This is a genomic window from Microbulbifer variabilis (genome assembly GCF_056232115.1).
The window spans coordinates 1,296,148-1,322,500 of sequence record NZ_CP174325.1; the positions used below are offsets into that span (position 1 = coordinate 1,296,148).

At 50.7% G+C, this 26,353-nt stretch carries 19 protein-coding genes and 2 rRNA genes (1 of these 21 cut by a window edge); 6 read left to right on the forward strand and 15 right to left on the reverse strand.

From position 1 onward, the window contains the following. Window positions 1–244 precede the first annotated feature (244 nt). Together ACJJI7_RS05605 and glnA are read right to left on the reverse strand one after the other, a co-directional pair. Complete coding sequence (locus ACJJI7_RS05605) at window positions 245–895, reverse strand: DUF4124 domain-containing protein (protein ID WP_020414122.1); 651 nt, start codon at window positions 893–895, stop codon at window positions 245–247. Between the two features lie 211 nt (window positions 896–1,106). Beyond that, entirely contained in the window at window positions 1,107–2,513 is a 1,407-nt protein-coding gene (gene glnA, locus ACJJI7_RS05610) for a glutamate--ammonia ligase (RefSeq protein WP_020414121.1), read from the reverse strand. Between the two features lie 320 nt (window positions 2,514–2,833). On the opposite strand from glnA, the gene thiI reads away from it, so the two are divergent. The 3 genes from thiI to ACJJI7_RS05625 all read left to right on the forward strand — a co-directional run bounded on the left by thiI (window position 2,834) and on the right by ACJJI7_RS05625 (window position 7,062). Continuing rightward, on the forward strand, window positions 2,834–4,318 hold the full coding sequence (gene thiI, locus ACJJI7_RS05615; RefSeq protein ID WP_282952168.1) for a tRNA uracil 4-sulfurtransferase ThiI: 1,485 nt from the start codon (window positions 2,834–2,836) through the stop codon (window positions 4,316–4,318). A 208-nt stretch (window positions 4,319–4,526) separates the two neighbouring features. Then, window positions 4,527–6,335: a translational GTPase TypA gene (typA, locus tag ACJJI7_RS05620; RefSeq protein ID WP_020414119.1), complete on the forward strand. Its 1,809-nt coding sequence runs from the start codon at window positions 4,527–4,529 to the stop codon at window positions 6,333–6,335. A 547-nt stretch (window positions 6,336–6,882) separates the two neighbouring features. After that, on the forward strand, window positions 6,883–7,062 hold the full coding sequence (locus tag ACJJI7_RS05625) for a hypothetical protein (RefSeq protein WP_282952167.1): 180 nt from the start codon (window positions 6,883–6,885) through the stop codon (window positions 7,060–7,062). 777 nt (window positions 7,063–7,839) lie between these two features. Here ACJJI7_RS05625 and ACJJI7_RS05630 read toward each other — a convergent pair. Both ACJJI7_RS05630 and ACJJI7_RS05635 read right to left on the reverse strand, forming a co-directional pair. After that, window positions 7,840–8,814: a phenylacetaldoxime dehydratase family protein gene (locus ACJJI7_RS05630; protein ID WP_020414117.1), complete on the reverse strand. Its 975-nt coding sequence runs from the start codon at window positions 8,812–8,814 to the stop codon at window positions 7,840–7,842. A 254-nt stretch (window positions 8,815–9,068) separates the two neighbouring features. Further along, entirely contained in the window at window positions 9,069–9,587 is a 519-nt protein-coding gene (locus ACJJI7_RS05635) for a macro domain-containing protein (RefSeq protein ID WP_282952166.1), read from the reverse strand. Window positions 9,588–9,756: 169 nt separating this feature from the next. Here ACJJI7_RS05635 and ACJJI7_RS05640 point away from each other — a divergent pair, with 169 nt between their 5' ends. Beyond that, complete coding sequence (locus ACJJI7_RS05640; protein WP_020414114.1) at window positions 9,757–10,839, forward strand: GGDEF domain-containing protein; 1,083 nt, start codon at window positions 9,757–9,759, stop codon at window positions 10,837–10,839. A 12-nt stretch (window positions 10,840–10,851) separates the two neighbouring features. On the opposite strand, the gene ACJJI7_RS05645 is transcribed toward ACJJI7_RS05640, so the two are convergent. The 8 genes from ACJJI7_RS05645 to ACJJI7_RS05680 form a co-directional block, all read right to left on the reverse strand. Then, window positions 10,852–11,619 carry a VIT1/CCC1 transporter family protein gene (locus ACJJI7_RS05645; RefSeq protein ID WP_353375476.1) on the reverse strand — a complete coding sequence of 256 codons (768 nt, stop codon included), beginning with the start codon at window positions 11,617–11,619 and terminating at the stop codon, window positions 10,852–10,854. A gap of 27 nt (window positions 11,620–11,646) precedes the next feature. Next, window positions 11,647–12,414, reverse strand: coding sequence for a hypothetical protein (locus ACJJI7_RS05650; protein WP_282952163.1), 768 nt, complete (start codon window positions 12,412–12,414; stop codon window positions 11,647–11,649). A gap of 13 nt (window positions 12,415–12,427) precedes the next feature. Further along, the gene (locus tag ACJJI7_RS05655) at window positions 12,428–13,009 is read right to left on the reverse strand and encodes a hypothetical protein (protein WP_282952162.1); all 582 of its coding nucleotides are present in this window, start codon (window positions 13,007–13,009) and stop codon (window positions 12,428–12,430) included. A 129-nt stretch (window positions 13,010–13,138) separates the two neighbouring features. After that, window positions 13,139–15,031 carry a DUF885 domain-containing protein gene (locus tag ACJJI7_RS05660; protein ID WP_282952161.1) on the reverse strand — a complete coding sequence of 631 codons (1,893 nt, stop codon included), beginning with the start codon at window positions 15,029–15,031 and terminating at the stop codon, window positions 13,139–13,141. Window positions 15,032–15,175: 144 nt separating this feature from the next. After that, a complete protein-coding gene (locus ACJJI7_RS05665) occupies window positions 15,176–16,042 on the reverse strand; it encodes a mechanosensitive ion channel family protein (protein ID WP_282952160.1) in 867 nt (288 codons plus the stop codon). 49 nt (window positions 16,043–16,091) lie between these two features. After that, window positions 16,092–16,685: a DNA-3-methyladenine glycosylase I gene (locus ACJJI7_RS05670; protein ID WP_020414108.1), complete on the reverse strand. Its 594-nt coding sequence runs from the start codon at window positions 16,683–16,685 to the stop codon at window positions 16,092–16,094. Window positions 16,686–16,867: 182 nt separating this feature from the next. Beyond that, window positions 16,868–17,857 (reverse strand): SDR family oxidoreductase, encoded by a 990-nt coding sequence (locus tag ACJJI7_RS05675; RefSeq protein WP_282952159.1) that lies wholly within the window; start codon window positions 17,855–17,857, stop codon window positions 16,868–16,870. Between the two features lie 228 nt (window positions 17,858–18,085). Beyond that, complete coding sequence (locus ACJJI7_RS05680; RefSeq protein WP_282952157.1) at window positions 18,086–20,197, reverse strand: prolyl oligopeptidase family serine peptidase; 2,112 nt, start codon at window positions 20,195–20,197, stop codon at window positions 18,086–18,088. 86 nt (window positions 20,198–20,283) lie between these two features. On the opposite strand from ACJJI7_RS05680, the gene dtd reads away from it, so the two are divergent. Both dtd and ACJJI7_RS05690 read left to right on the forward strand, forming a co-directional pair. Next, window positions 20,284–20,721: a D-aminoacyl-tRNA deacylase gene (dtd, locus tag ACJJI7_RS05685; protein ID WP_282952156.1), complete on the forward strand. Its 438-nt coding sequence runs from the start codon at window positions 20,284–20,286 to the stop codon at window positions 20,719–20,721. A 288-nt stretch (window positions 20,722–21,009) separates the two neighbouring features. Then, window positions 21,010–21,531: a GNAT family N-acetyltransferase gene (locus ACJJI7_RS05690; RefSeq protein ID WP_020414103.1), complete on the forward strand. Its 522-nt coding sequence runs from the start codon at window positions 21,010–21,012 to the stop codon at window positions 21,529–21,531. Window positions 21,532–21,598: 67 nt separating this feature from the next. On the opposite strand, the gene ACJJI7_RS05695 is transcribed toward ACJJI7_RS05690, so the two are convergent. The 3 genes from ACJJI7_RS05695 to ACJJI7_RS05705 all read right to left on the reverse strand — a co-directional run. Next, on the reverse strand, window positions 21,599–22,594 hold the full coding sequence (locus ACJJI7_RS05695) for a YncE family protein (RefSeq protein WP_444902474.1): 996 nt from the start codon (window positions 22,592–22,594) through the stop codon (window positions 21,599–21,601). Window positions 22,595–23,497: 903 nt separating this feature from the next. Next, a 5S ribosomal RNA gene (gene rrf / locus ACJJI7_RS05700) occupies window positions 23,498–23,613 on the reverse strand. Window positions 23,614–23,812: 199 nt separating this feature from the next. Further along, window positions 23,813–26,353: ribosomal RNA gene (locus ACJJI7_RS05705) — 23S ribosomal RNA — on the reverse strand (it continues 337 nt past the right edge of the window).

Here is a 26,353-nt window from a genome sequence, read left to right on the forward strand (position 1 = left end):
ACCAAAATGGCGCACAGGGCTATTCAGGCCCACATTGGTTGCTTCTGATGGGCATTTACAGTGCGCAATCGATAGGATTTGCCTAATCACCCCCAAGAGCATTGGAGCTGCACAGCTCAGCCAGGAGAATGCACCACAATGGTGCGAAGGTCAAAATTTAATCAGCCTGGGGAGGGAAAGGCGGGCTGTGAATTGTTAGCGGAGACCCGCTAACGCCCTTGACGATAGCGGTAATACAAACCAATCAGGGCTGAGACTGGGCCAAACTGGGCCCAAGTGACACTTTGGTTGACTGAGGTGCCCGAAGGATAGAGCTATCCAATTGGGCAACGCTGGGGCGCTGCACATAAACAGTAATGACTTTTGATTGAGCCAGAATGCGCCCACTGGCATCGATAAGTACCGCCTGCACACTGTGACTACCGCGCTCCAGCGCTGAGATATCCAAGCTGGAGCCGGTTGAATTGCCGCGCCAGGGTTGACCATCCACCACCGCATAAAAGCTGGCACCCTTTGGATATGACGGTTGCACATCCACTTGTAGCGGAATAAAACGCTGTCCCGGGGGGATAGTTGCGCCATCCAGGGGGCTCACAATCTGGATTGACATCGGCCCTGCGTAGCTCTCTTTGCTGCCGTCATCCTCTACATCATCTTTAGGGGATAGCTTGCGTGAAGGCAGAGGGCGAGGCAGGGTGATAGGCTGGACATTGATTGGGGCCAGCTCTACCTTTTGCGCCTCACCACTGGCTGGTGGAGTATCACTGAAAGTCACGCGCCCGTCGGGGCCGACAGTCTTGTAGATAGCACCGGAGCTGCTGCCACCATCGGTACCGGCAAAAGCCATCAGGGGGGCGACAAGGAAAAGTGCCTGAAACGATCTCAAAAATCCCATAACGTGATCGACCGCGACGCGGACGCTCCTTTTCTCTTGCCCCAGTCGGGGCCTCAATTGAATGGGGCAACTGCTTCTCAAAGTACCAGATTCGCAGTCGGTAGAATCAACCTCCCCAATAGACAGTTTACCCGCAATAAAAAAGCCCGCACCAGGACGGCGCGGGCTTTTCGCGAACAACTCGGCGGCACCAGTGTGATGCCGTTCGCTATTACACGGAGTAGTACATGTCAAACTCAACCGGGTGAGTAGTCATGTTCAGGCGCTCTACTTCTTCGCGCTTCAATTCAATGTAAGCGTCGATTGCATCATTGGTGAAAACACCACCCTCGGTCAGGAAGTCACGATCCTTATCCAGGGCGTCCAACGCTCCTTCCAAACTGGCAGCTACGGTGGGGTACTCGGCCAGCTCTTCCGGGGGCAGATCGTACAGATCCTTATCGGCGGCATCTCCGGGATGAATCTTGTTCTTGATACCATCTAGACCTGCCATCAGCAAGGCAGCAAACGCCAGGTAAGGGTTGGCAGTCGGATCCGGGAAGCGCGTCTCGATACGCTTGCCTTTAGGCGATGTTACGTAAGGAATACGGATGGAAGCGGAGCGGTTGCGCGCAGAGTAGGCCAGGATAACCGGCGCCTCAAAGCCCGGTACCAGACGCTTATAGGAGTTAGTAGACGCGTTACAAATCGCGTTCAGGGCGCGTGCGTGCTTCACAATACCACCGATGTAGTAGAGAGCAGCCTCAGACAGACCCGCGTAAGCATCGCCGGCAAACTGGTTTACGCCATCCTTGGTGAAGGACTGGTGCACATGCATACCGGAGCCATTATCGCCAACAAGGGGCTTGGGCATAAAGGTTGCGGTCTTGCCGTAGGCGTGCGCTACATTATGTACGGCATACTTAAGAATCTGAACCTCATCCGCTTTCTTGGTCAGAGTGTTGGCTGCAACACCAATCTCACACTGACCGGCAGTGCCTACCTCGTGGTGATGTACTTCCACCTGTAGCCCCATTTGCTCCATAGCGGAACACATTGCGGCACGCACATCGTGAAGGGAATCAACCGGAGGAACGGGGAAATAGCCGCCCTTCACACCAGGACGGTGGCCGATATTGCCCTCACTGAAGTTATGACCGGAGGACCAAGCCGCTTCTTCGGAATTGATTTTGTAAAAGGCGCCGCCCATTTCGGCACCCCAAGTGATATCGTCAAATACGAAGAACTCGGGCTCTGGGCCAAATAGCGCGGTGTCACCCAGACCTGTGGACTTCAGGTATTCCTCGGCGCGCATTGCGATGGAGCGCGGATCGCGCTCGTAGCCCTGACCGGTGACCGGGTCTACGATATTACAGCGAATAATAACGGTGCTCTCATCGGTGAAGGGATCGAGGAAAGCCGTCTCGTCATCCGGCATCAGGATCATGTCGGATTCATTAATGCCCTTCCAGCCGGCGATGGAGGAACCATCAAACATCTTGCCTTCTTCGAAGAACTCTCCGTCAATTTCCGATACAGGGATGGAAACGTGTTGCTCTTTACCCTTGGTATCGGTGAAGCGCAGGTCCACCCATTTTGCTTCACTCTCATTAATCAAACCGAGCGTTTTCGCTGACATTGCTGTCCTCCAGGTCTTGAAAAGTAATTGGTCGCTATGCCTTTGCTGCCGGCATTCACTCTTTACCTGGCGTGAAATAAAGCAAGGAGTGTGCCAAATTAGGGCAACTGCATCGCTGCGGCGGTTGGCGCCGGTGCGGTCGACAGCTTTGGGCCGACTGGGGCAGGATAAATGCATTGTGGCCGAGCGGCCACAGAAAAGCGCACCATAATGACGCAACTTTACCCCAGTATCGCCCGGTAACGGTGCACAACCAAGTTGCCTCCGGCTAGTTTATAATGCCGCACCTTCTATCAACATGCGGTACCCGACGGATTCCCATGCACTTTGTCGTCAAGTTTTTCCCCGAGATCACCATTAAGAGCAACCCTGTGCGCAAACGTATGTCGCGCCAGCTCAAGGACAACCTACAGCGCCTGCTGCGTCAGCTGGACGACCGTATCCAGGTGCGCAAGGACTGGGAAAAGATCGATGTGATCGCCCCGGACGCTGTAGCACACCTGGGCGACCGAATTGAGGAAGTTCTTTCCCACACCCCCGGTATCGCTAACTTCTCCCGTGTACGCCAGTTTCCACTGGGCGATCTGCACGATATGTATGAAAAGACTTTCTCTGTATGGGGCCCGGCCCTGAAGGGTAAGACTTTTTGTGTGCGGGTAAAACGCACCGGCAAGCACGATTTCCAGTCCCTGGATGTTGAGCAGTATGTGGGCGGTGGCCTCAACAAAAATACCGAAGCGGCTGGAGTGAAGCTGAAGAACCCCGATATCACGGTGAAATTGGAAATTCGCCACGACAAGCTCAATGTGATTGAGGAACAGCACCCCGGTCTCGGCGGCTTCCCCCTGGGAACCCAGGACCCAGTCCTTTCATTGGTATCCGGTGGCTTCGATTCCACCGTGGCCAGCTACCTGACCATGAAGCGTGGTATCCGCACCCACTTCCTGTTCTTCAACCTCGGCGGACGCCAGCACGAGCTGGGCGTTAAGGAAGTAGCCTATTACCTGTGGAATAAATATGGCGCATCCCACCGGGTGCGCTTTGTCACTGTGCCATTCGACGAGGTGGTAGCGGAAATCCTCGAACGCGTCGACGATTCCCATATGGGTGTAATCCTCAAACGCATGATGCTGCGCGCTGCCAGTGTAATCGCCAAGGAACTGGAGGTGGACGCGGTGGTGACTGGTGAAGCTATTGCCCAGGTATCCAGCCAGACCCTGAAAAACCTCGCAGTAATCGATAGCGTCACCGATACCCTGGTGCTGCGCCCACTGATCACCTCCGATAAAACCGACATTATCCGCACCTCTCGGGAGATCGGCACAGAGGAATTTGCCGCGAATATGCCCGAATACTGCGGTGTGATTTCAGTAAAACCCACCACACGCGCAAAAATCGAGAAAGTGGAATCCGAAGAGAACCGCTTTGATTTTACCGTCCTTGATCGTGCTATCAGCAATCGCTCTATTCAAAATATCGATGAAGTGATTGAAGAAGTAGACGGACAGGCACCTGAAGTTGAGATTCGCGAAGAGCCCGGTAATGCGGTGGTAATCGATATTCGCCACCCGGATGAAGAGGAAATGGACCCGCTGGAACTGGAGGGCTGTGAAGTACAAACTATCCCCTTCTACCGTCTGAATAACGGCTTCGCTCAACTGGACCAGGAGCGCGAATACCTGCTTTACTGCGCCCGTGGTGTCATGAGCCGCTTGCACGCCTCCCACCTGATGGATGAGGGATACCGCAACGTGGGCGTGTTGCGCCCACAGATCCCCCACAGGCCGGAAAGCATCAAGAAATAATTCCCGAGCGCGGACAGCCCCGCTATCCGCGCTCCCCTCTTAGCCCCTCAAGCCGACACTTCCACAGTGGGCGGTGATTTTTTACTCAAAATCACTCCCAATTGTCATGCGCCCCCCCTATAATCGCCGCCTTTGGCCGGAATGCTGCTGTAGAAACCCCGCAGGCCCCCGCCCCGATTTACCAAGATTTAACGCCCAGAGGCCCCCAGTGATAGAGAATCTGCGCAATATTGCGATTATCGCCCACGTAGACCACGGCAAAACCACCCTGGTGGACAAGCTGCTGTCCCAATCTGGCACTCTCGACCGTCGCGATGAAGGCGCCGAGCGGGTTATGGATTCCAACGACCAGGAAAAAGAACGCGGTATTACTATCCTCGCCAAGAACACCGCCATCCGGTGGAATGACTACCGCATCAACATCGTCGATACCCCAGGACACGCCGACTTTGGTGGTGAGGTAGAGCGTGTACTCTCTATGGTGGACTCGGTACTACTGCTGGTTGATGCAGTGGACGGCCCAATGCCACAGACACGCTTCGTAACCCAGAAAGCGTTCGAGCAGGGTCTGAACCCTATTGTCGTCATCAACAAAATTGACCGCCCTGGCGCGCGCCCCGACTGGGTGATGGACCAGGTATTCGACCTGTTCGACAGCCTTGGCGCCACCGATGAGCAGCTGGACTTCCCGGTTGTCTACGCCTCCGCCCTCAACGGTATTGCCGGCCTCGACGATACCGACCTGGCCGACGATATGACGCCGCTGTTCCAGATGATTGTGGACAAGGTAGAGCCGCCCAGGGTAGACCCCAAAGGCGCCTTCCAGATGCAGATTTCGGCCCTGGATTATTCCAGCTACGTGGGCGTTATCGGCGTAGGCCGCATTACCCGCGGCACTCTGACCCCCAACCAACAGATACTGGTACTGGACCGCGACGGCAACTCCCGCAAAGCCAAGGTTCTACAGGTTATGGGCTACCTGGGCCTGGAGCGCACAGAGGTTGAGCAGGCCAGTGCTGGCGACATCGTATGTATCACCGGTGTGGGCGAACTGAATATCTCCGATACCCTGTGCGACCCGGAAACCCCGGAAGCCCTACCCGCCCTGAGCGTGGATGAACCCACCGTGAGTATGACCTTCCAGGTGAATGACTCTCCCTTTGCCGGCCAGGACGGCAAGTTCGTCACCTCACGCAATATCAAGGAACGCCTGGACCAGGAACTGATCCACAATGTAGCCCTGCGCGTGGAACAAGGCGATTCCCCGGACAAATTCCGCGTATCCGGCCGCGGTGAATTGCACCTGTCAGTGCTGATCGAAACTATGCGCCGTGAAGGCTTCGAGCTGGGAGTCTCCCGCCCGGAAGTGGTTCAGAAAGAAGTAGACGGTGAAATCCATGAGCCCTACGAAGAAGTGGTGATCGACGTTGAAGACCAACACCAGGGTCCGATTATGGAAGAGCTGGGACTGCGCAAGGCTGAGCTCACCAATATGGAGCCGGACGGCAAAGGACGTGTGCGCCTGACCTTTATTGTACCTTCTCGCGGCATGATCGGTTTCCGCAACCAGTTCCTGACCCTGACCAGCGGCTCGGGCATCATGACCAGCATTTTCGACCACTACGGCCCGGTAAAACAGGGTGAAGTGGCCAAGCGCATCAACGGCGTACTGGTCTCCATGGTCAATGGCAAGACGCTGGCCTACGCCCTGTTTGCCCTGCAGGATCGCGGACGCCTGTTCCTCGGCCACGGCGAAGATATTTACGAAGGCCAGGTTATCGGTATCCACTCTCGCGGCAACGATCTGGTGGTCAACCCCACCAAAGGCAAGCAGCTCACCAATATCCGCGCTGCCGGCACCGATGAAGCCCTGACCCTGACTCCGCCCATTCGCCACACTCTGGAGCAGGCGCTGGAGTTTATCGAAGAGGATGAGCTAGTTGAGGTAACCCCCAACCATATCCGCATACGCAAAAAAATCCTTCAGGAAAATATGCGCAAGCGTGCGAAGAAATAACAGGTATTCTCTTCAGCGTAAAAAGGGCCCTGATAGGGCCCTTTTTATTTTTACTCTTGAAGACAAGCCTTGCGCTGGAAATTTAAGCAACCTCGAAAAAATTCTTTATTCGGATAGGCAGTGTTTATTGCCATTTATTTTTCACCAGCACTTAAATTTTTACCTGGAAAATTGCCCTTGTGCATAACCCCAATCAATACTATTGTTATTTTTTTGCTCACATCATAAAAATTAATTCTTGAATCATTTTAAGAGCTCACCATATTGCCCTCAATGTCGTAGAAACTGATTTTATCTTGAAATAAGTAGTTTACTTTTTTGTTTCTTCACTTTCCTTGCACAAATTATCGAGAAAAATTATCTAATTTCAGCGCTTTCCCTAGCTTTATTCGGAACTTTTATCCCCCAATTTTTTCCAATTTTCTCAACTATAAAGTTCACTTCTAAAATACTTGGTTTCATCATCACCAAGGCTCTTGGGAGGTCATTGTCATGTTTTCTTCTCTGCAGTCTCAGGAACGAATAGGGATATTGGAGGGATGTCGCAATGCTTAAAAAAGTAGTAACGCTTGCCACGGCACTCGCTTTAACCGTCAATATCAATGCTCAGGAGATCAAACGTATTTCGGCCTATTGGGCCAACTGGGAGTATTGGGCCGATTCCTCCTTCACCCACGACAATGTGGATTTCTCCAAACTGGCCCATGTGCAATACGCCTTTGCCTAGAATGACGAAGAAGGCACCATCTACTTCACAGATCCCCATGTCTTCTACGGACTGGGGGCCCAGTCTTTCTCCAGCGGTGCAGGCAATGGATGTACCTCATATAGACAAAAACTCCAAGTAAGCCACCCATGAAAGCTTTCGTTACCACAGCTCTCCAACTACGGTATATCAGATATTCACTGTTTTGCAGCGTAATACCTAATCTCCATGCCTTTGTACCTGAAGGATCTAAACATCACATACTTACCTTAATTTGTTTCACATATCAGCAAGTAGTATTTACTTTGCATACCCAATTTAAGTCTAGACATATATTCTCGTCACTCATTTCTATCATATTTTTTACAAAGGCAAGCTCATTAGTAAATTCCAATAATAAAAAATTTTAGAGCTTAAATTGAATATCTGCACTCCGATAGATAGGACTCATTATTCAGCAAGTAAAAATCTGAGAATTTTTATTCTTGCTAAGATTCCATGCACTTTTAATGTGACCAGGGTCAAAATCTATTCCCAGATAAAAACTCGAGACGGCCTCCAAAATATTAAGATGACGACAATTGCCACAACCGAACTCAATAAGCGCTGAGCGCTCTTCGACCGACTCTTGCAGGCAACGGTTTTCCTCATCAAGATATTCACCGAGGTTTAAGTATTTATACACTTTTTGAGCTATATCATCGATTTTATAGGGATCAATCTTAAGCCAAAAATCACATTGAGCACACCCCAGTCACCTTCTATCCCAAGCTACTAAATTCAGCGTCAATTATTTTATTACCTTAAAAAACGTCGCAACCCTGTATCGGGATGACAATCCGTGTAAGCGGCCCGCCCCTTACCAGGAGGCACTACGGCTACTTCGTGGCTCAGCAGCAATTGCATTCCAGGAGAAAATCGATTCGCATATTGCTGTGCGGAGGCGTAGATAGCCTTATGAGTGGAGTGATGGTGCACCCAGTTTTCAAGGTCTTTTAAGGAGGCAAACCAGGCAATTGTTTCAGTATCTGGTCTACCCGGTGCCGGCTGCTCATCACTTAACAGTCGAGCACTGAGACAACGCGACTGAACCGGATGTTTATTCAAGTAGTTTATTCCCTGTTCATATTTCTGACGCAGAGATTTTTGGTAGGCATTCCGTTCTTCAGGGCTGGCAGCAGAATAGCCCTGTACCGTGCGAATCATACATAAATTACCGGGCAGGAATATTTCCTTGTCCGATCGCTCTGCGGCAGGTAGCAACTGTAAGCTTTGTAATTGGCCTGGAAGCCCACTATTTTCTGCAGCGCTTATTCGATCCCGCATCGCACCCCAGTAGGCATGATCATGCTGATCACAAGTATCAAAGTGGCGAAAGATCCCCCAGTCAGCTTCAGGTGTAGAGGCAGAAACCTCGAAATGAGTACGTGGAGCCGTCAATGCCTCATACCATGACCCCGATTTGCCCCGAACTACCCCCTGCAAATCAGTAAAACCTTCCCTCAACCAAGTCATCATGGACTCTTCACAGGACCAGTAGGCAATCGCAATATCGTTATACGCACCCCAAGCATCAATGTGACCTGCCCGCTCATAGTGCATTAGGTCTCGGGTATTGGACAGAGATTCAGTCAATAGCTGAAATAGTGAATCGTCCCGATGGCCACCAACAAACTGTAAGGCAACTTGGCACTGTACATATCGGGAAGTCGGCGGAAGATTCAGTTCCCAGGCTGGATATGGAGGCACAAAATTTTTTGGACGATTTTTCAAACTGACAGATCCCTTTCACAATTTCTCTGTGAATGAAAAATCCCTGTAGATGAGCTTTCCTACTGTCATATTCCAGATTCGTTTTATCAGTAAGAGAAATATGCCCTCCCCAGGCGACATTTCAATACCTTTACTTACAACCATAAAAGCGATGAAAAGTATACTTAGGTGCTGAGGCCTCTTTCATCGTTTTCAGCGAATACTCTAGCTACCTGCTTACTGGCACCATCGTACATTAATAATGTTTGATTAATTCACACGGTGAAGAAACGCCGCTCAACCCGTTTCCACTCTCCGAGGGCAGCGGGAGAGTGCAGGCAAACAGTAAGTTGATCAAACTGACTGGAATATTCATTAAGAACTTCCAGGGCTTCATGCGCGGCAATTGCATGGGGAAAGCGGTTGGTGCCGGCACCCAATGCCGGAAAGAGAATATGTTTTAAACCTTTTTTCCCCGCCAAGCTCAATACACTTTCATAACAGTAGCGGAGCTGCTTAATCGCTTGAGCCCCCCATTGATCACCACTGCTCCACTGTGGAGTAACAGTGTGAAGCAAATAATCTACCGGCATATGGAAAGCATCAGTGATACGCGCCTCCCCCACTGTACATTCCGGTTGTTTTTTACACTGCAGCTCGAGATCTTTACCTCCCAGAGCAAAAACCTGGGCAGAGAGCCCTCGACCGCAAATAAGATGTTTATGTGCAGGACACACAAGTGCATCCCCGCGCAATGTCAGAATATCGCCCCAAGTCAGAATAATTTGTGTCACAGTTTCTCAGTTCTAAAGTTTGGTTTACAGATACTGTAGCTTGCTACTTTGGTCGGTGAACGAATCCTCCTATACTCAGCGCTGCTTCACTCCCCGATGAATATAGTGACGCTACCTGGCGCTTTATCGCCAGCAGAAAGCCTCAGCCTGAAGAGCAATCGAGATAATTATGATTCCAGGGTATAACCAACATAATCCCGCACTGGTCTCACCGGTGGAGGAATTGGAACGTATAGATTTGCGTCGTCGTATCATGGCATCTTCCTATATGCTGATATTTGCCATGGCAGTAACGGGAGCCATGGCAGTCATTGCACTGACAGCAGCCGATATCCTTCAGGCCATCACCCTCTCTGCAGCGGCAGTAGTAATCCTGTTTTCCTATGTGACAATCAATGTAATGGGGCCCAGTGAGAAGACGCCTCTCCTGGTAGGTATCCTGTTGTTAGTACTCTATTTTTATTTGCTGTTATCCGGCGGAGTAAATAATACCGGTTTGATGTGGGCGGTAATGCTGGTACCTGGCTTTATCAATCTATACGGTTACAAGACCGGTACCGCCGCACTCATCGCCATTGGCATAGTTACAGCCACTGTCCTTTTCTACCCAGATTTTCCAGGCCTTACCGCCAAATATGATACCGCCTACCGCGCGCGCTTTATCGCCGTTTTTGGTGCTCTCACGGCACTGACAGCACTACTCGACAGCAGTCGCCATCACACCCAACAATTGCTGGAAAAATTAACCGGAGAGCTGGAGAAAAACGCCTCCACCGATACCCTAACCGGCCTCGCCAATCGCCGTGAGGCCTATCGTGCTATCCACGATATGGAGCGCCGTAACAAGGAGTTGCGTGACCGGTATGTGATCCTGATTGGCGATCTGGACAACTTTAAAGCGATTAACGATACCCATGGACATGCTTTTGGCGATCGTATTTTACAGGATGTAGCCAAGATCCTTCGGGACAATACTCGTACAGAGGATATTGTGGCACGCTGGGGGGGTGAGGAGTTCCTGCTGCTGCTACCCAATACCGACGTACGTGGTGGCAGCGTATTGGCGGAAAAATTGCGGCGAAAGGTAGAGGCCCTTAGCCGTCGCTATGTACAGTCAGTGAAAGTCTCTATCAGCTTCGGCCTGGTTGAAGGCAGCAGTACTGGCAGCCCTCACAACCAATTACTGGCTGAAGCCGATAAACGCATGTATCGAGCCAAGAACAGTGGCCGCAACCGGGTAGTGGCCGCCTGAGAACGATACCTCTCAGCTGATGATATCTCGCAGGAAAAAACCGACTGCCAGGGCTAGCAGGGCCGCACCCCCACCAAACACCAGTGTCTTGACGCCCGCTGCCAGTACCCGCTGTGAGAACACCAGCCCCTTACAAAGGCCTATGGCAAAAAAAGTGCAAGCAGCCAAAGCGGCACTGCTATAGAACTGCTCAGAGGTTTCCAGCGGACGGATAAGATAGGGAAGTAACGGGACTGCGCCCACACCAATAAAGGCCAGAAAGGTCACTATCGCAGAGCCAAGGGGTCTTCGTGCCGAGCGACTAATGCCGTACTCTTCCGCCAACATGGTATCAATCCACAGCTGGCGATTGGCAGTGATAGTTGCGACAACCTCATCCAACACCTGCCCTTGGAAGCCCTTGCGCTGAAAAATCTGGCGGATCTCCTCTCGCTCTCCCTCCGGCACCAAATCAATATGTTGGCGTTCCGTGCGGGCAGCCGCCGCTGCCTGATCCCGCTCTACACTCACTGCCTCGTAGTTACTAACCGCCATACTAAATCCATCAGCGATCAGATTGGCAAAGCCCATGACCAACACCACCGACTCAGTGAATCCAGCACCAAAAGCGCCTGCAACTATCGCAAAGGTGGTAACACAACCATCGATAGCCCCGAGGACAAAATCCGACACTCTCTGGGACCTGGGCTCCTTACCCAGACGGGCGTGAATTCGCTCGGGGCGGTGTTCTTCGAGCAGTGCGCGACGGGATTGTTTAGATTTCTCCTCCCTGCCTTTCATACTCGTAGCGCCTCCCTACCAATTGCTTTATTTCACGATAAAACTACTCCTATCGACACCGGTATTCCCGGTCCTTGCATCATAGGCGTAAACCAATATTTCGTAGGCGCCGGGTAAATCGGTGGGAAAAGGCGCACTGAAGGTATTCATGGTGTCCTGGATTTTCAGCGGAACCGTAGCGAATTTCCGACCATCCCTCTTTACCAGGGCAGTAACCTCTATCTTGCTACCATCCCACAGACCACCATCCGTAAGGGAGCAGCCGCACATCATCACTACATTAGCGCGTATTTCGAATGGGCTCTTATCCAGGCCGGTGTAGAGGTGAGTCTGTGGACTGAGCAAGTCCACTACCATACCCGGTATCTCCACGACCAAGCCTTCACCGCTGATAGGTTTGCCTGGCACAAGCCAAGTCTGTGTTTGTGCTACCACACGAGCCTGCTTCTTAATGTAAGGGGCCAGCACTTCTACAGTAAGAAATACCGGTTCACTGATATCCAGCGCAGCAGTAAAATGCGCAGCTCCCCCGGCGATAGGAGCATAACGTTCGCGTGGTGTCTTCATGATCTTGCCGGTATCACCGGTACTGCCCTGGGTAAGCCCCTTGGCCAGGATTTCTCCGGTATCCGCCTCACGGATAATCACCATAGCCCCCCCGATTGAGGAGCCAATAAATTTGGCATCTTTGGCCTTGGCTCGCACAGTAATTTCAGTTGAGGTCACTTCAGCCCACAGATTAGTGGTAAAAAACTGCACTACTAAGGCACACACTAAAATAACGATTCTTCTCACCTCTAAACTCCTTTTATTCGCCACTAATGACAATGTAAGCTCCAAAAACCACTATGGCCCACAATAAGGCCCCTACTCCTAACCACAAAAAATTCAACAGCGTTAGTTTTGCATTTACTTTGCCCGAGATATCACCACTGAGAGTATTTGCTGCCTTCTGTCCCTCAAAGAGAGGCCAAACCGTCAGAGGCAATAACGCCGGACTAAAAATATCAATCAAAGAGAATTCATCAGAAAGATACGAAATTCTATCGATAATTGAGCCCAGAATCGCAAGAACTATATAAATCGCAGCCATCAGTTTAGGGCGCCATTTATATTCTATTTTTGCCTCTTCTAAGTGGCTCTGTATTTTAATAAAAAGTGAATGGGTAAAAAATATTGAAAAAATCGCACGCATAACAGGCCATAAGCTTTCACCACTTGCGCGCTTGTATTCCCTCCATTGTCGATAAAACCAGTAGACAGAATACAGCCCCATAGTGCCAAGGTTCATCACCCAAAATTTAGCGCTGGACACTACGTAGAAATCAAATTCCTCCGTGGACTCTGTATGTAATTCAGCCTCTGGTGCGCTGTAAATATTTGTATCCATTAAAAACTCCCCAAACCCCAAACGAAGGAAAACTAAGGTTTACCCCCTTCCATTAGTAAACGATTATCAGATGAGAACACACAAAAAAGCCGGGCTATGCCCGGCTTTTTTTGCTGCTAGCAGTATCTATTAAGCGCGCTTAACTGACTCCACCCAGGCAGCTACACGGCTTTCCAGAACCGGTACCGGTAAGGCGCCGCCACTCAGAACGGTATCGTGGAAACCGCGGATATCGAACTTATCGCCCAATTGCTCTTCAGCCTGCTTACGCAACTCCTGGATCTTCAACATACCAATTTTGTAAGCGGTAGCCTGGCCTGGCCATACCAGATAGCGACGCACTTCAGAGCGTACAGCTGTTTCGGGTATTGCGGAGTTTTCCAGGAAATACTCTACAGCTTGCTCTTCGCTCCAGCCCTTGGCGTGCATACCGGTATCCACTACCAATCGGATAGCGCGCCACATCTCAGCGGTCAGGTGGCCAAACAGGTTGTAGGGGTCCTCGAAAGCACCCATTTCCTTGGCCAACTTCTCTGAGTAAAGCGCCCAGCCCTCTACGTATACAGTAAAGTGCGCCTGGGTGCGGAACTGTGGGATACCCTCAAGCTCTTGGGCGATGGAGATCTGCATGTGATGGCCGGGGTTGCCCTCATGGTATGCCACCGTCTCCATATCGGTGGTAGAGTAAGCACTCATATCGGAAAGGTGCGCATAGTAGATGCCCGGACGTGAGCCGTCTGGAGTGCCCGGGTAATAGTGCTGAGCACCACCATCCTGCTCGCGGAAGGATTCCACCCGCTTAACCACCAGCTCGGCCTTAGGCAGCAAGCCGAAGTATTCCGGCAGTTTCTTGGTGATATTGTCGAGAAAAGCCGTGGAGTCATCCAGGTAACCCTGGCGGCCTTCGTCGGTATTAGGGTAGTAAAACTGACCATCTTCACGGATAAAGGTGAAGAATTCCTGCAGGTTGCCCTCGAAGCCCACCTGCTTCTTGATGGTCTCCATCTCGCTGCGGATGCGCGCTACTTCCTTGAGGCCAATACTGTGGATTTCATCGGCGGTCAGGCTGGTAGTGGTGGTATTTGCCAGACGCTGGTTGTAGTAGGCCATACCGTTCGGCAGGCTGCTGGCACCCTGGGGCTCCGCGGAAGCCTTCTGCACATCTTTCTTCAACCAGGCGATCAGATTTTCATAAGCGGGCAGGAACTCACTTTCCAAAGCCTTGCGAGCATTGTCCGTCAGCTTGTCAGCCTGCTTCTGGTCAATCTTACCGGCTTCGAGCAACTCAGCAATCTTGCCCTTGGCACCGGCCCACAGGGGGGCGTCCTCACCATCGGAGAAGGGGGCACCGTCGATCAGCTTGCTGGACTGCTCTATCGCACCCTCGTAAGCGAAGCGCGGCGGACGGATACCCTCTTTAGAGGACTGTTCTGCGCGCTCACGTAACTGGTTGATAGCGCGGGAAATGCCGCCGATACGGGCGATATACGCCTGCATGTCCTCAATATTGTCCACCTTGTGGAAGTTCAGCAGGAAGTTTGGCAGTTGGGACTGTACGCCGCCCATCTGTTCAAAAATATAACCGTGGCGCTTAAAGGGCTCGGCGGCTTTGGCCTGCTCGAACTGGTAGATCCAGATATCGTAGGAAGTTTTCCCCTCCTGGCTGAGCTTTTCGTAGTCAAAATTCTTCTTGAGTTCCGCAACGGCCTTTTCCTTCCAGGCCAGCTGGCGCGCCTCGGCAGCTTCGCTCATATCGTCGATCTGGTCGTACTGCTCCTTGCGGCCGAGATAGGATAGCTGCATGGGACTGAACTGCAGCTGCTCTTCATAGCGCGCATCCAGCCACTCCGTCAGGCGCTTGGTCTCAGCCACCGCATCAACGGCTATAGGGGCTTCGGCAACGGCACTTTGAGCTTTGTCGGCATTCGCTCCTGCCTGAGCGGCCTTATCGCCCTGACAGCCCGCGAGGATAGCGACAGCCAGCAGGCTGGGGATCAAAGGGTTGTTCAGCTTAATCGGCATTTTCCTATCTCGGTCAAAAGTTGTACAAAAAAACGCCGCTAACTTTGACACGAAATCTTTGAACTGTCGATTCTGGCTCTTTCAAACGCCATATCTGTGCGTTGAGCCGTGGGAGAAGAGGTTATTTCACCCCAGTAAAAGGCGTTATCCAGGTCCCGTGTTAGCGCCCCGCGAATTCGCGGGACGACTCCTGCTCCTGGACACATCCTCTCGCAGTATTCGCAGCTCTCTCTGGGGAAAGGGAATAGTTAATCCAGCCTCTTCCAGCGCCGGCTTAAGGCGCTCCATCAGCTCCCAGTAAACACTCCAGTACTGGTCAGTTCCAGTCCAGGCTCGCAACTGCAGGTCCACAGAACTATCGGCCAATGCACGCACCATATAACTGGGTTCCGGTTTAGCGATAATTCGAGGCTCCTGCTCTACCAGCTTACGCAACACTTCCAAACCCGCCTCTATATCATCCCCATAAGCGATACTCGCCACTATCTCAATACGGCGGGTCTTGTTATGGCTGAAGTTAGTAAGTACCCGCCCCCAGATCACGCTGTTGGGCACACTGACATGCAGGCCGTCTGGGGTATCCAGCTCGGTAGTGAAGAAGCCTACCTCACGCACGGTTCCCAGAGTCTGCTCGAATTGAATGACATCACCCACACGGAATGGACGGAGCCCCAACAGGATAAATCCTGCGGCAATATTCTGAAGGGTATCTTTTAGCGCAAATCCCACTGCCAACCCAGTGGCGCCGAGCAGGGCGATTAGGCTGGTGGTGTTGATACCAAAGATATCCAGTACCACCAGCGCTCCAACAATATAAATCGCCCAGGTGGTGATATTTCGCAACACCGGCACCAGGGTGGCATCGAGGCGACTGGGGAGGCGCTCAATGGCACGGCGGACCAAGTGCACCGCAACCAGAGTCAACGCAATCACCAATAAAGCGGCCCCCAGGCGCAGAAGGCCGGTGATCGCCAGGGGCCAGTATTCTGTAACCAGATTATCCGGATTCATGGGCGCCTTCCTGGTGAGCGTGGCGCACTCACCCCCTGCTGTTATCCCCCTACAAAAGCCCCGCACCCTCCGCCTCGTTTACACAGCGTTGGTGGGCGGGGCAGGATTGCAGGTGATCGTTCACCATTCCTGTTGCCTGCATATGGGCATACATAATGGTAGAGCCTACGAAACTGAAACCGGCTTTTTTTAGCGCTTTGCTCATAGCATCAGATTCTACCGTACTGGCAGGTACCTGCTTGAGGGAGGCCGGACGATTCACTATGACGCGGCCATCAGTAAATTGCCACAGGAACTCCGATAGGGATTGCCCCTTTTCTCGCAAAGCCAGGGTGGCGCGAGCATTTTTTACTGCGGACTCCACTTTCAGGCGGTTGCGAATAATGCCCGGATCCAGTAGTAACTTTTCCACTTTTTTGGGTGTATAGCGCGCGATTTTTCCCACATCGAAATCATCAAACAAGCGGCGGTAATTTTCCCTTTTATTCAAAACTGTAATCCAGGAAAGTCCGGCCTGGGCACCTTCCAACAATAGGAATTCGAACAGGGTTTTATCATCTGTAACCGGACGCCCCCACTCCTCGTCATGGTATTGCTGATACAATGGCGTTGACAGACACCAACCGCAGCGCTTCTCCTCCATTATCGACTCCTAAAAAATTGCCATTAATACAAAAAAACCAAAAATCGGGAGATGAATCATTGGATACTGGCGTTTGGTAGATACAGAGGTGGGGCGCTAATGGGCGCCCGAGAAAAAGTAATACTGAATTAATTGCAGAACCAGTAATAAGGCGACCAAAATAAAAATAATATTACCGCGATTCACTTTGACTCCAATAAATTTTGCTGTACTAACCAATCACGACATTCGCATAACATAGTATCCAATGCCACCTGTGATTGATAATCGAGTTCGCGTTCTGCCTTGGAGCTGCTGGCTACAACCCGGCGTGTAACCAGGGTAGCCTTTTCCGGGGTAATGACCGGCTCATTGCCGCTCACTCGCGACCAGAGATCAGAAAACCAGGCAATAGACTGAATAACAAAGGCGGGAGTAGTACGCTTGGGCACAGGCTTGTGTAACAACTCCGCTATTTTTCCGAAAAATTCCAGGAAGCTCGCGTCAGTACCAGCGAGAATATAATTTTCTCCGCAGCGACCCTTTTCCACTGCATTAATATGTGCCCGCGCTACAGCGCCAGCATGGCAAAAAGAACCCCAACCAGGAGGCACTCCCGGTAACTGGTTTTTATCTATCAGAAAAAAAGTCTGAGCCCAACTGGAAGTATCGTATTTACCCACAATTGCACAGGGGTTGAGAAATACCGCATCAAGCCCCTGATCAATTTCCTTGCGTACGGCAATTTCCTCTCGCTTCTTGGTATATAAGTAATGATGACGAGGATCATCGGCCAGTTTTGCGCTCTCCTCCGTGATCTTATCTTTGTGGTAGCCGTAGGCAGAAATAGAGCTGGTGACTACCATACGCCCTACATTTTTTTCCCTAGCCACTTTAGCAATATTTGCTGAACCCTCGACATTGTCTCTCCATTGCTGGACATTGCCACCGCGCCACATACTGGTGTTAGCAGCCATATGGAACAGAGCATCGACATTGTCCGGGATAGCCGAGCGAAGAGAGTCGAGGTCTTCCAACGAGGCCTCTACCAATTCCGCCCCCATAGAGCGCAACATATCCGTATTTGAGGTTCGCCGGTGCATGGCGGTCACCCGCCAGCCATCGTCAACCAGCTGCTCCACCAGATTGGCACCGAGAAAGCCACTGCCCCCGGTTACAAACGCATGTTTCATAAATCCACCGGATGATTAGTTATCGTTATTCATACCCAGTGATGTTCTCTGCTGAAACCGCCACCCTCCGGAAGGGCAAACCGGCTGGCGGTACCGCTGCTCCGGCAGAGCGGGCCGCACACCTAATCCTTCAGTGATACGACCCCAGAAATTCATCCAACTTTTCTTTAATACCGGGAGCCTCAACAAATGGCCTCGGTATCGTTTATGTCGGATTAATTGGAAAGATTACTCGATTTTCATACCGAGCTGGTAGGCGAGGAAGCTCCACTGATTAGCAAAGTCTTCCACCTGCATCCATATCGGTTTGCCTGCGCCGTGCCCCGCCCGGGTCTCCACCGCGAGCCATACAGGTTTATTACAGCCCTGATCCCTCTGCAGGGCGGCAGCAAACTTGTAGCTATGCCAGGGCACCACTCGATCATCGCGATCGGCAGTGGTAATCAGAGTGGCTGGATAGCAGGTACCCCTGCGGGTATTGTGCACCGGGGAGTAAGCGTGCAAGGCTTTAAATTCCTCACGATTTTCACTCAAGCCATAGTCGCTTGACCACTGACGCGCATTGGCGGAAGCCGTATGATAGCGCAGCATATCGAGTACACCCACCACAGGTAGTGCCGCAGCAAACAGGTCTGGGCGCTGCACTAGAGTCGCACCCGCAAGCAGTCCACCGTTGGAGCGGCCACTGATACCCAGTTTCTCTGGAGAGGTAACTTTTTCCTCAATCAGCCACTCAGCTGCGGCAATAAAGTCATCGAATACATTTTGCTTCTGGGTTTTGGTGCCCGCTTGATGCCAGGCATTGCCGTACTCACTACCACCGCGCAAGTTGGCCAGTGCCAGGGTACCGCCCATATCCAGCCAGCCCACAAAGCGATTGTAGAAGCGTGGCAACTGAGCGGAGTTGAAACCACCATAACCATACAGCAGCGTAGGGTTGGAGCCATCGCGTTTCATGCCCTTCTTATGCACCAGGAATAAAGGTACGCGGGTGCCGTCTTTGCTCTTATAGAAATGCTGGCTCACGGTTAAGCCAGAGAAATCTGTCGCGTATTTCGGCCGCTTGAACAGCTTGGTTTCACCAGTCTGCACATTCAGGTGGTAAATGCTCGGCGGGGTTATAAAATTGGAGAAGGAATAAAAGGTCTCCACTTCATCCGGCTCGCCGTAAAAGCCCTTCACGGAACCCACACCGGGTAGCTTCAGCTCGTACTGTTTCTTGCCGTTGGTATCGGTCACCAATACCCGCGACTTGGCGTCTTCCAGGTAATGAAGTACGAAGCGATCGCCGATATAGCTGGCACTCTGCAGGGCACTGTTTGTTTCCGGCACCAGGTCACGCCAGTTCTTGCGTTGCGGCCTATTCAGGTCGATAGCGATCACACGCCCCAGTGGTGCTCCCGCGCTGGTCTCAAAAAAGAAAGTGCTCCCCTTATTGCCAAGATACTGGTACAGACCATCCCAGTCATCCAGCAGCTTAACGACCTTGCCACTTTTATCGCGCAAGTCGCGATAGTAGAAGCCGTTGGAGTCATAGCCATCGAAGATACCGAATAACAGGTAGTTCCCATCGTCACTTACCGCTGCTCCAGGGTTGCGGGTGGGATGATCCGTAATTTGGTATATCAACTGGTCTTGCTTCTGAGCATCCCCCAGGCGGTGAAAATAGACTGCTACCTGCTTGCTATCATCTGCAGTGCCATCCTTGTTGAACGGGTAGCGGCTATAGTAAAAACCAGACTCATCCGGAGCCCAACTGGTATCACTAAACTTGATACCGGTCAGCTGCTCCTCCAAGTCCTTGCCTGTCTCAAGATCGCGAATACGATAGTCGGTCCAGTCAGTCCCACCATCAGAGATACCGTAAGCCAGGTATCGGCCCTTTGGACTGACTTTGAGGCGTTTGGCTGCAATAGTGCCATCCTCGCTCAGGCTGCGCGGGTCCAGCATTGGCTTGCCGTCCTGGGCAAGCTCTGGGGTGCGGTAGAAAATATTCTGGTCCCAGTCACCGTTGTTATAGTCGTAATAGTAACTGTCACCTTTCTTATAGGGCACGCCATATCGCTCATAGCGCCACAGTTCCGTAAGGCGGTCATTGATCTTCTGCCAACCAGGTAAATCCTTCAGACGCGGCAGAGCATGCTCATTTTGGGCCTTAACCCACTCTTTAACCTCTTTGTTGGACATGTCCTCCATCCACCGATAGGGGTCTGCCACCTCGATACTGAAGTATTCATCCACATGTTCGACGGCTTTACTCTTTGGGTAATTGTCTGCCGCCTGCACACTAGCCGCTGTGGTCAAGGCTCCAGCCAGGAGCGCTATTAACTGTTTCCTCATACCGTATTCTCGGTTTCTCTACGTTAGCCAGTCCGCTAATCTAGGCCATTTACTCACAAGGTTCCATAGAGACAAAGAGTTCTGAGATGAAAGGATTGATCCAGCGGGTTAGCCACGCCCGTGTAAATGTGGCTGGAAAGTCAGTGGGAGCTATCGACAATGGATTGCTGCTTCTGTTGGGCATAGAGGAAAAAGATGGTCATGAGAGCGCGGACAAATTACTGAATAAGGTACTGAATTACCGAGTTTTTTCTGATGAAAATGGACGTATGAACCTGAATGTCCAGCAGGCCGGTGGTGGTTTACTGGTTGTCAGTCAATTTACCCTGGTGGCCGAAACTGACCGCGGCTTGCGTCCCAGCTTCAGCCGAGGCGCCAGCCCCCAGCAAGCCGAGGCTCTGTATGATTACTTCGTCAAACGCGCAAAGTCCCAGTTTTCTCCTGTAGCCAGCGGTGTTTTCGCCGCAGATATGCAGGTTTCCCTGCTGAATGACGGCCCGGTTACTTTTATGCTGGAAATATAATTTGCAGCATCACCACTGGGTTTCCGGCAATTACCAGCCTGTAAATTATCGATTACCTAATTGATTCCAGGGCTGTAGTGGAACTTGCTTTAATTCACATTTAGGGAAAAGATTAAATCTCTTATCATTACGGTGGTATAAATCATAACCTGGGGAGAAATTTTCGTATGCTTTTGAAGAGAATGCGTATTCTCTTTATCATCGCGCCTGACAGCAGGGCCTGGGTGAATTTACCTAACCGCTTATCAAAGTAGGTAAATTCAGCTTATTTAGTTAAAGTTGGTAACTATGCAAATCTCTGTAACAAAAAATATTCTCCTCAAACCCCTCACAGATGGAGATGCGCAGGAAATCCATTTACTTATTGAACAAAATCGTTCCCTGTTGGCGAAATATCTCTACTGGGTAGAGTCAATAAAGGATCTATCCAGCACCAGGGAATATCTTCGTCAACGTATTTACAGTAATAATACCGGAGCTGCCTGGTATAAAATTATCGTTGAAGGAAAAATTTCAGGCATTTTTGGTATTAAAGAGGTAAACCCCCAAAAGCAATACGCCGAAATCGGATACTGGCTCTCCGCCCACTGCCAGGGCCGAGGCGTTATGACGAGAGTAGTAGAAAAAATATGTGCGCATCTAAAAAATAGTCAGGGCATTCAGCAGCTGGGTATTCAGTGCCTCTCTGAAAATAAAGCGAGCATCGCCATAGCTAAGCGGGCTGGCGGGATCCACACTGATACAGTTGCCAACTATTATACTATTGATGGCAAAGTCCAAGATCTCAAAATCTATACCGTAGCCCTTTAGACAACACTTTAGGGGAGAGCTCTAAGACAGCAGGCCCAGAACAAACTAAGTATTTGCGCTGCTAGTCTTATTGCGGCTTGGTCTTTACCGGGCTCCACTCCAAACCATCCGCTCCCTGCCCGGCCCTGAATATCCTTCCAACAGACCAATCCTCAGTGTCTATCTCTACTACCTTGCCATCTCTTTGAGATCCCGCAAATAGGAATTTCCCATCTGGAGAAAATAGTAGAGAAGCGGGCTCACGGGCACCTACAGCACCCACGTCAATTGCCTTGATCTCTTTCCGTGTCGCAGCATCATAGATCAGTATCCTATGTCCCTGTAGGTCAGCCACAGCGACTAACTTCCCATCCGGATTAAAGCGGATCCGAATAGGTAAATAGCCTACATCCAAGGTCTCCTTCCTCTTGAGGCTACCAGTGTCGTAGATAAAAATATTTTCCGACTGATTGTTTCCTATCCATAACTCCTTACCATCGGGGCTGACCCAAACTGCCTCTGGTCCCTCACCGGCAGGAAGAGTGGTTTTCAGGTTCATTGACTCTGTATCGATAACACTAAAAGTATCAGAGCCGCGACTGGTGACATAAGCGGTTTTGCTATCCGGTGATAGAGCCAATAAATGGCTGCCTATCTGATCTGTTGAAACAGATCCAATTACTTTTCCCGATGAAACATCAACTTTAATAACATCATTGGTTTCTTCTGTTGTGACAATCACATTGTTACTTTCGCCCAACCAGGCAATACCATGGGGACCCATATGCGGGCTTATTTTGATGACACTAATGCGCCTGCCCGTTGCCACATCAAAAACATTTAATTCCTCACCTACATAGCCGTCCTCAAGATAGGAAACCACTACTGCCTTGCTCTTATCGGGAGAAAGAATCATTTCATGAGGTGCGCCCCCCGTTTCCCGCCGTTTTATTTCCTGGCCATTCTCTAGGTCTATAAAGCTGACTGTACCTTCATATTTATTGCCTACAATCAGCGTACTTGCATTAGAGGCTCCAACCCCTGCAAATAGACTAGCCAGCAAACAAGCGAATACTATTTTCATCAAGAGACCTCAAACTTTAACGAGCCCAGAACTCGGCAAACCAAAATTATCCGCTTCGAAGAACTATAAATATGATTATCTTGAACAAGGACACAAACGAGTCTCTAGTGGCGTCAACTTCCTTTAAGGATAGGCGTTAACTTCAGTACCAAATAAAGACAAAATCTAGAACTATTCTTCATAAAAAATCTTACCAACAGAATCCATGGATAGACCTGTGCATAACTCCGGGATATCCACTTTCAGGCCTTTGTTTCCATAGGGGGTCTTTTAATGGGTAAAAAAACACCACTGATTCTAGGGTGATTTCCACAGGTCGGCCGTTATTAACAGAATGGCTGGATAGACTTGTGTATAACTGTGGTATATCCGCTGCCAGCCTTACAGTTGTGTGACATTGCGCGAGCGCACAAAAAATCACCGGCTTTTTCGTTGGTATTTTTGTGTCACTTTTATCCCTGTCAGACCCTTTTTTACAGCGGAGATAATTTCTTTATTGGGAAGATTTTTTCCGGGAAGACTACTAGTAGTACTGCGGTAAATTATTTGGGAATGCCCTTCCAGGGAAGGTTGCAGTAAAAAATAGCTGGGCGCTCAATTTTTTCAGGAGAGAAAGCCGCGAGGAGAACTCTTTATTTACAGCCGCGTAAACGTGTTCGATTTTTTAGCGGGGTTTTTCCTGTTTAAATTTTTCAAGGGGTTTCTTTGTCACATTGTTTTTCTTTGTTTTTATTTTTATCTTTTTTTTTAATTTTTCTTCGTTTCATCTTTGCCTTTTTTTATTTTTAACTTCTTTTTATTTTTAACTTCCAAGTTTTTGCTTTTCTTCCTTACGGCTCTTCACGGATATTTTTTTACACATAAAAAAAGGGCCACCCAATGGGTGGCCCTTTCGGATTAGAAGCCTGACGATGACCTACTCTCACATGGGGAAGCCCCACACTACCATCGGCGATGTTGCGTTTCACTTCTGAGTTCGGCAAGGGATCAGGTGGTTCCACAACTCTATTGTCGTCAGGCAAACTGGCTTGGGTTGGCGCTGGTCTTATAAGCAATTTGCTTGGCCTGCCGCGTTATCGCTGTTTGCCTCGGTCTGTCGACCGGCGATAACCCCAAATAAGTCGGTAAAACAATCTGTAGTAATACACCGCAAGCGATTGTATGTCTCTAACTCACAATCCGCTAGCTTAGCTAGTCGTTAGTAACCATCTCTGTTGTATGGTCAAGCCGCACGGGCAATTAGTACTGGTTAGCTCAACGCCTCACAACGCTTCCACACCCAGCCTATCAACGTGGTAGTCTTCCACGGCCCTTTAGGGGAATCAAGTTCCCAGGGAGATCTTATCTTGAAGGAGGCTTCCCGCTTAGATGCTTTCAGCGGTTATCCCGTCCGAACATAGCTACCCGGCAATGCCACTGGCGTGACAACCGGAACACCAGAGGTTCGTTCACTCCGGTCCTCTCGTACTAGGAGCAACTCTTCTCAAATCTCCAACGCCCACGGCAGATAGGGACCGAACTGTCTCACGACGTTCTAAACCCAGCTCGCGTACCACTTTAAATGGCGAACAGCCATACCCTTGGGACCGGCTTCAGCCCCAGGATGTGATGAGCCGACATCGAGGTGCCAAACACCGCCGTCGATGTGAACTCTTGGGCGGTATCAGCCTGTTATCCCCGGAGTACCTTTTATCCGTTGAGCGACGACCCTTCCATACAGAATCGCCGGATCACTATGACCTACTTTCGTACCTGCTCGACATGTCTGTCTCGCAGTCAAGCGCACTTATACCATTATGCTCATTGCATGATTTCCGACCATGCTGAGTGCACCTTCGTACTCCTCCGTTACTCTTTGGGAGGAGACCGCCCCAGTCAAACTACCCACCATACACTGTCCTCGATCCGGATAACGGACCAGAGTTAGAACCTCAAACATACCAGGGTGGTATTTCAAGGACGGCTCCACAACAACTAGCGTCGCTGCTTCAAAGCCTCCCACCTATCCTACACAAATAGGCTCAAAGTTCAGTGCAAAGCTGTAGTAAAGGTTCACGGGGTCTTTCCGTCTAGCCGCGGGTACACTGCATCTTAACAGCGATTTCAATTTCACTGAGTCTCTGGTGGAGACAGCGTGGCCATCGTTACGCCATTCGTGCAGGTCGGAACTTACCCGACAAGGAATTTCGCTACCTTAGGACCGTTATAGTTACGGCCGCCGTTTACCGGGGCTTCGATCAAGAGCTTCGCCGAAGCTAACCCCATCAATTAACCTTCCGGCACCGGGCAGGCGTCACACCCTATACGTCCACTTACGTGTTTGCAGAGTGCTATGTTTTTAATAAACAGTCGCAGCCACCTGGTCACTTCGACCGGCCTCAGCTTAGGGAGCAAGTCCCATCACCAAAACCGGCGTACCTTCTCCCGAAGTTACGGTACCATTTTGCCTAGTTCCTTCACCAGAGTTCTCTCAAGCGCCTTGGTATTCTCTACCTGACCACCTGTGTCGGTTTAGAGTACGGTTCACTATTGCCTGAAGCTTAGAAGTTTTTCCTGGAAGCAGGGCATCAACCACTTCGTCTCTAAAAGAGACTCGTCATCAGTTCTCAGCCTTAGGGACCCGGATTTGCCTAAGTCCCCAGCCTACAACCTTAAACATGGACAACCAATCGCCATGCTGGCCTAGCCTTCTCCGTCACTCCATCGCAGCAATAGCGAGTACAGGAATATTAACCTGTTTTCCATCGACTACGGCTTTCGCCCTCGCCTTAGGGGCCGACTAACCCTGTCCCGATTAGCGTTGGACAGGAACCCTTGGTCTTCCGGCGGGGAGGTTTTTCACCTCCCTTATCGTTACTCATGTCAGCATTCGCACTTGTGATACCTCCAGCAGACCTCCCGATCCACCTTCAACGGCTTACACAACGCTCCTCTACCATGCCCGAAGGCATCCGCAGCTTCGGTTACCAATTTAGCCCCGGTATATCTTCCGCGCAGGCCGACTCGACTAGTGAGCTATTACGCTTTCTTTAAAGGATGGCTGCTTCTAAGCCAACCTCCTAGCTGTCTGGGCCTTCCCACATCGTTTCCCACTTAATTGGTATTTGGGACCTTAGCTGGCGGTCTGGGTTGTTTCCCTTTCCACGACGGACGTTAGCACCCGCCGTGTGTCTCCCGCGATTGCACTCCTCGGTATTCGGAGTTTGCATGGGGTTGGTAAGTCGGGATGACCCCCTAGCCCAAACAGTGCTCTACCCCCGAGGGTGAGACGCGAGGCGCTACCTAAATAGCTTTCGAGGAGAACCAGCTATCTCCCGGCTTGATTAGCCTTTCACTCCGATCCACAGGTCATCCCCTAATTTTTCAACATTAGTGGGTTCGGTCCTCCAGTTGATGTTACTCAACCTTCAACCTGCCCATGGATAGATCGCCGGGTTTCGGGTCTATTGCCTGCAACTAAACGCCCTATTAAGACTCGATTTCTCTACGGCTCCCCTAAGCGGTTAACCTTGCTACAGACAATAAGTCGCTGACCCATTATACAAAAGGTACGCAGTCACCCCGAAGGGCTCCTACTGCTTGTACGTATACGGTTTCAGGTTCTATTTCACTCCCCTCTCCGGGGTTCTTTTCGCCTTTCCCTCACGGTACTGGTTCACTATCGGTCAGCTGGGAGTATTTAGCCTTGGAGGATGGTCCCCCCATATTCAGTCAAGATAACACGTGTCCCGACCTACTCGATTTCACTCTAAATGCCTT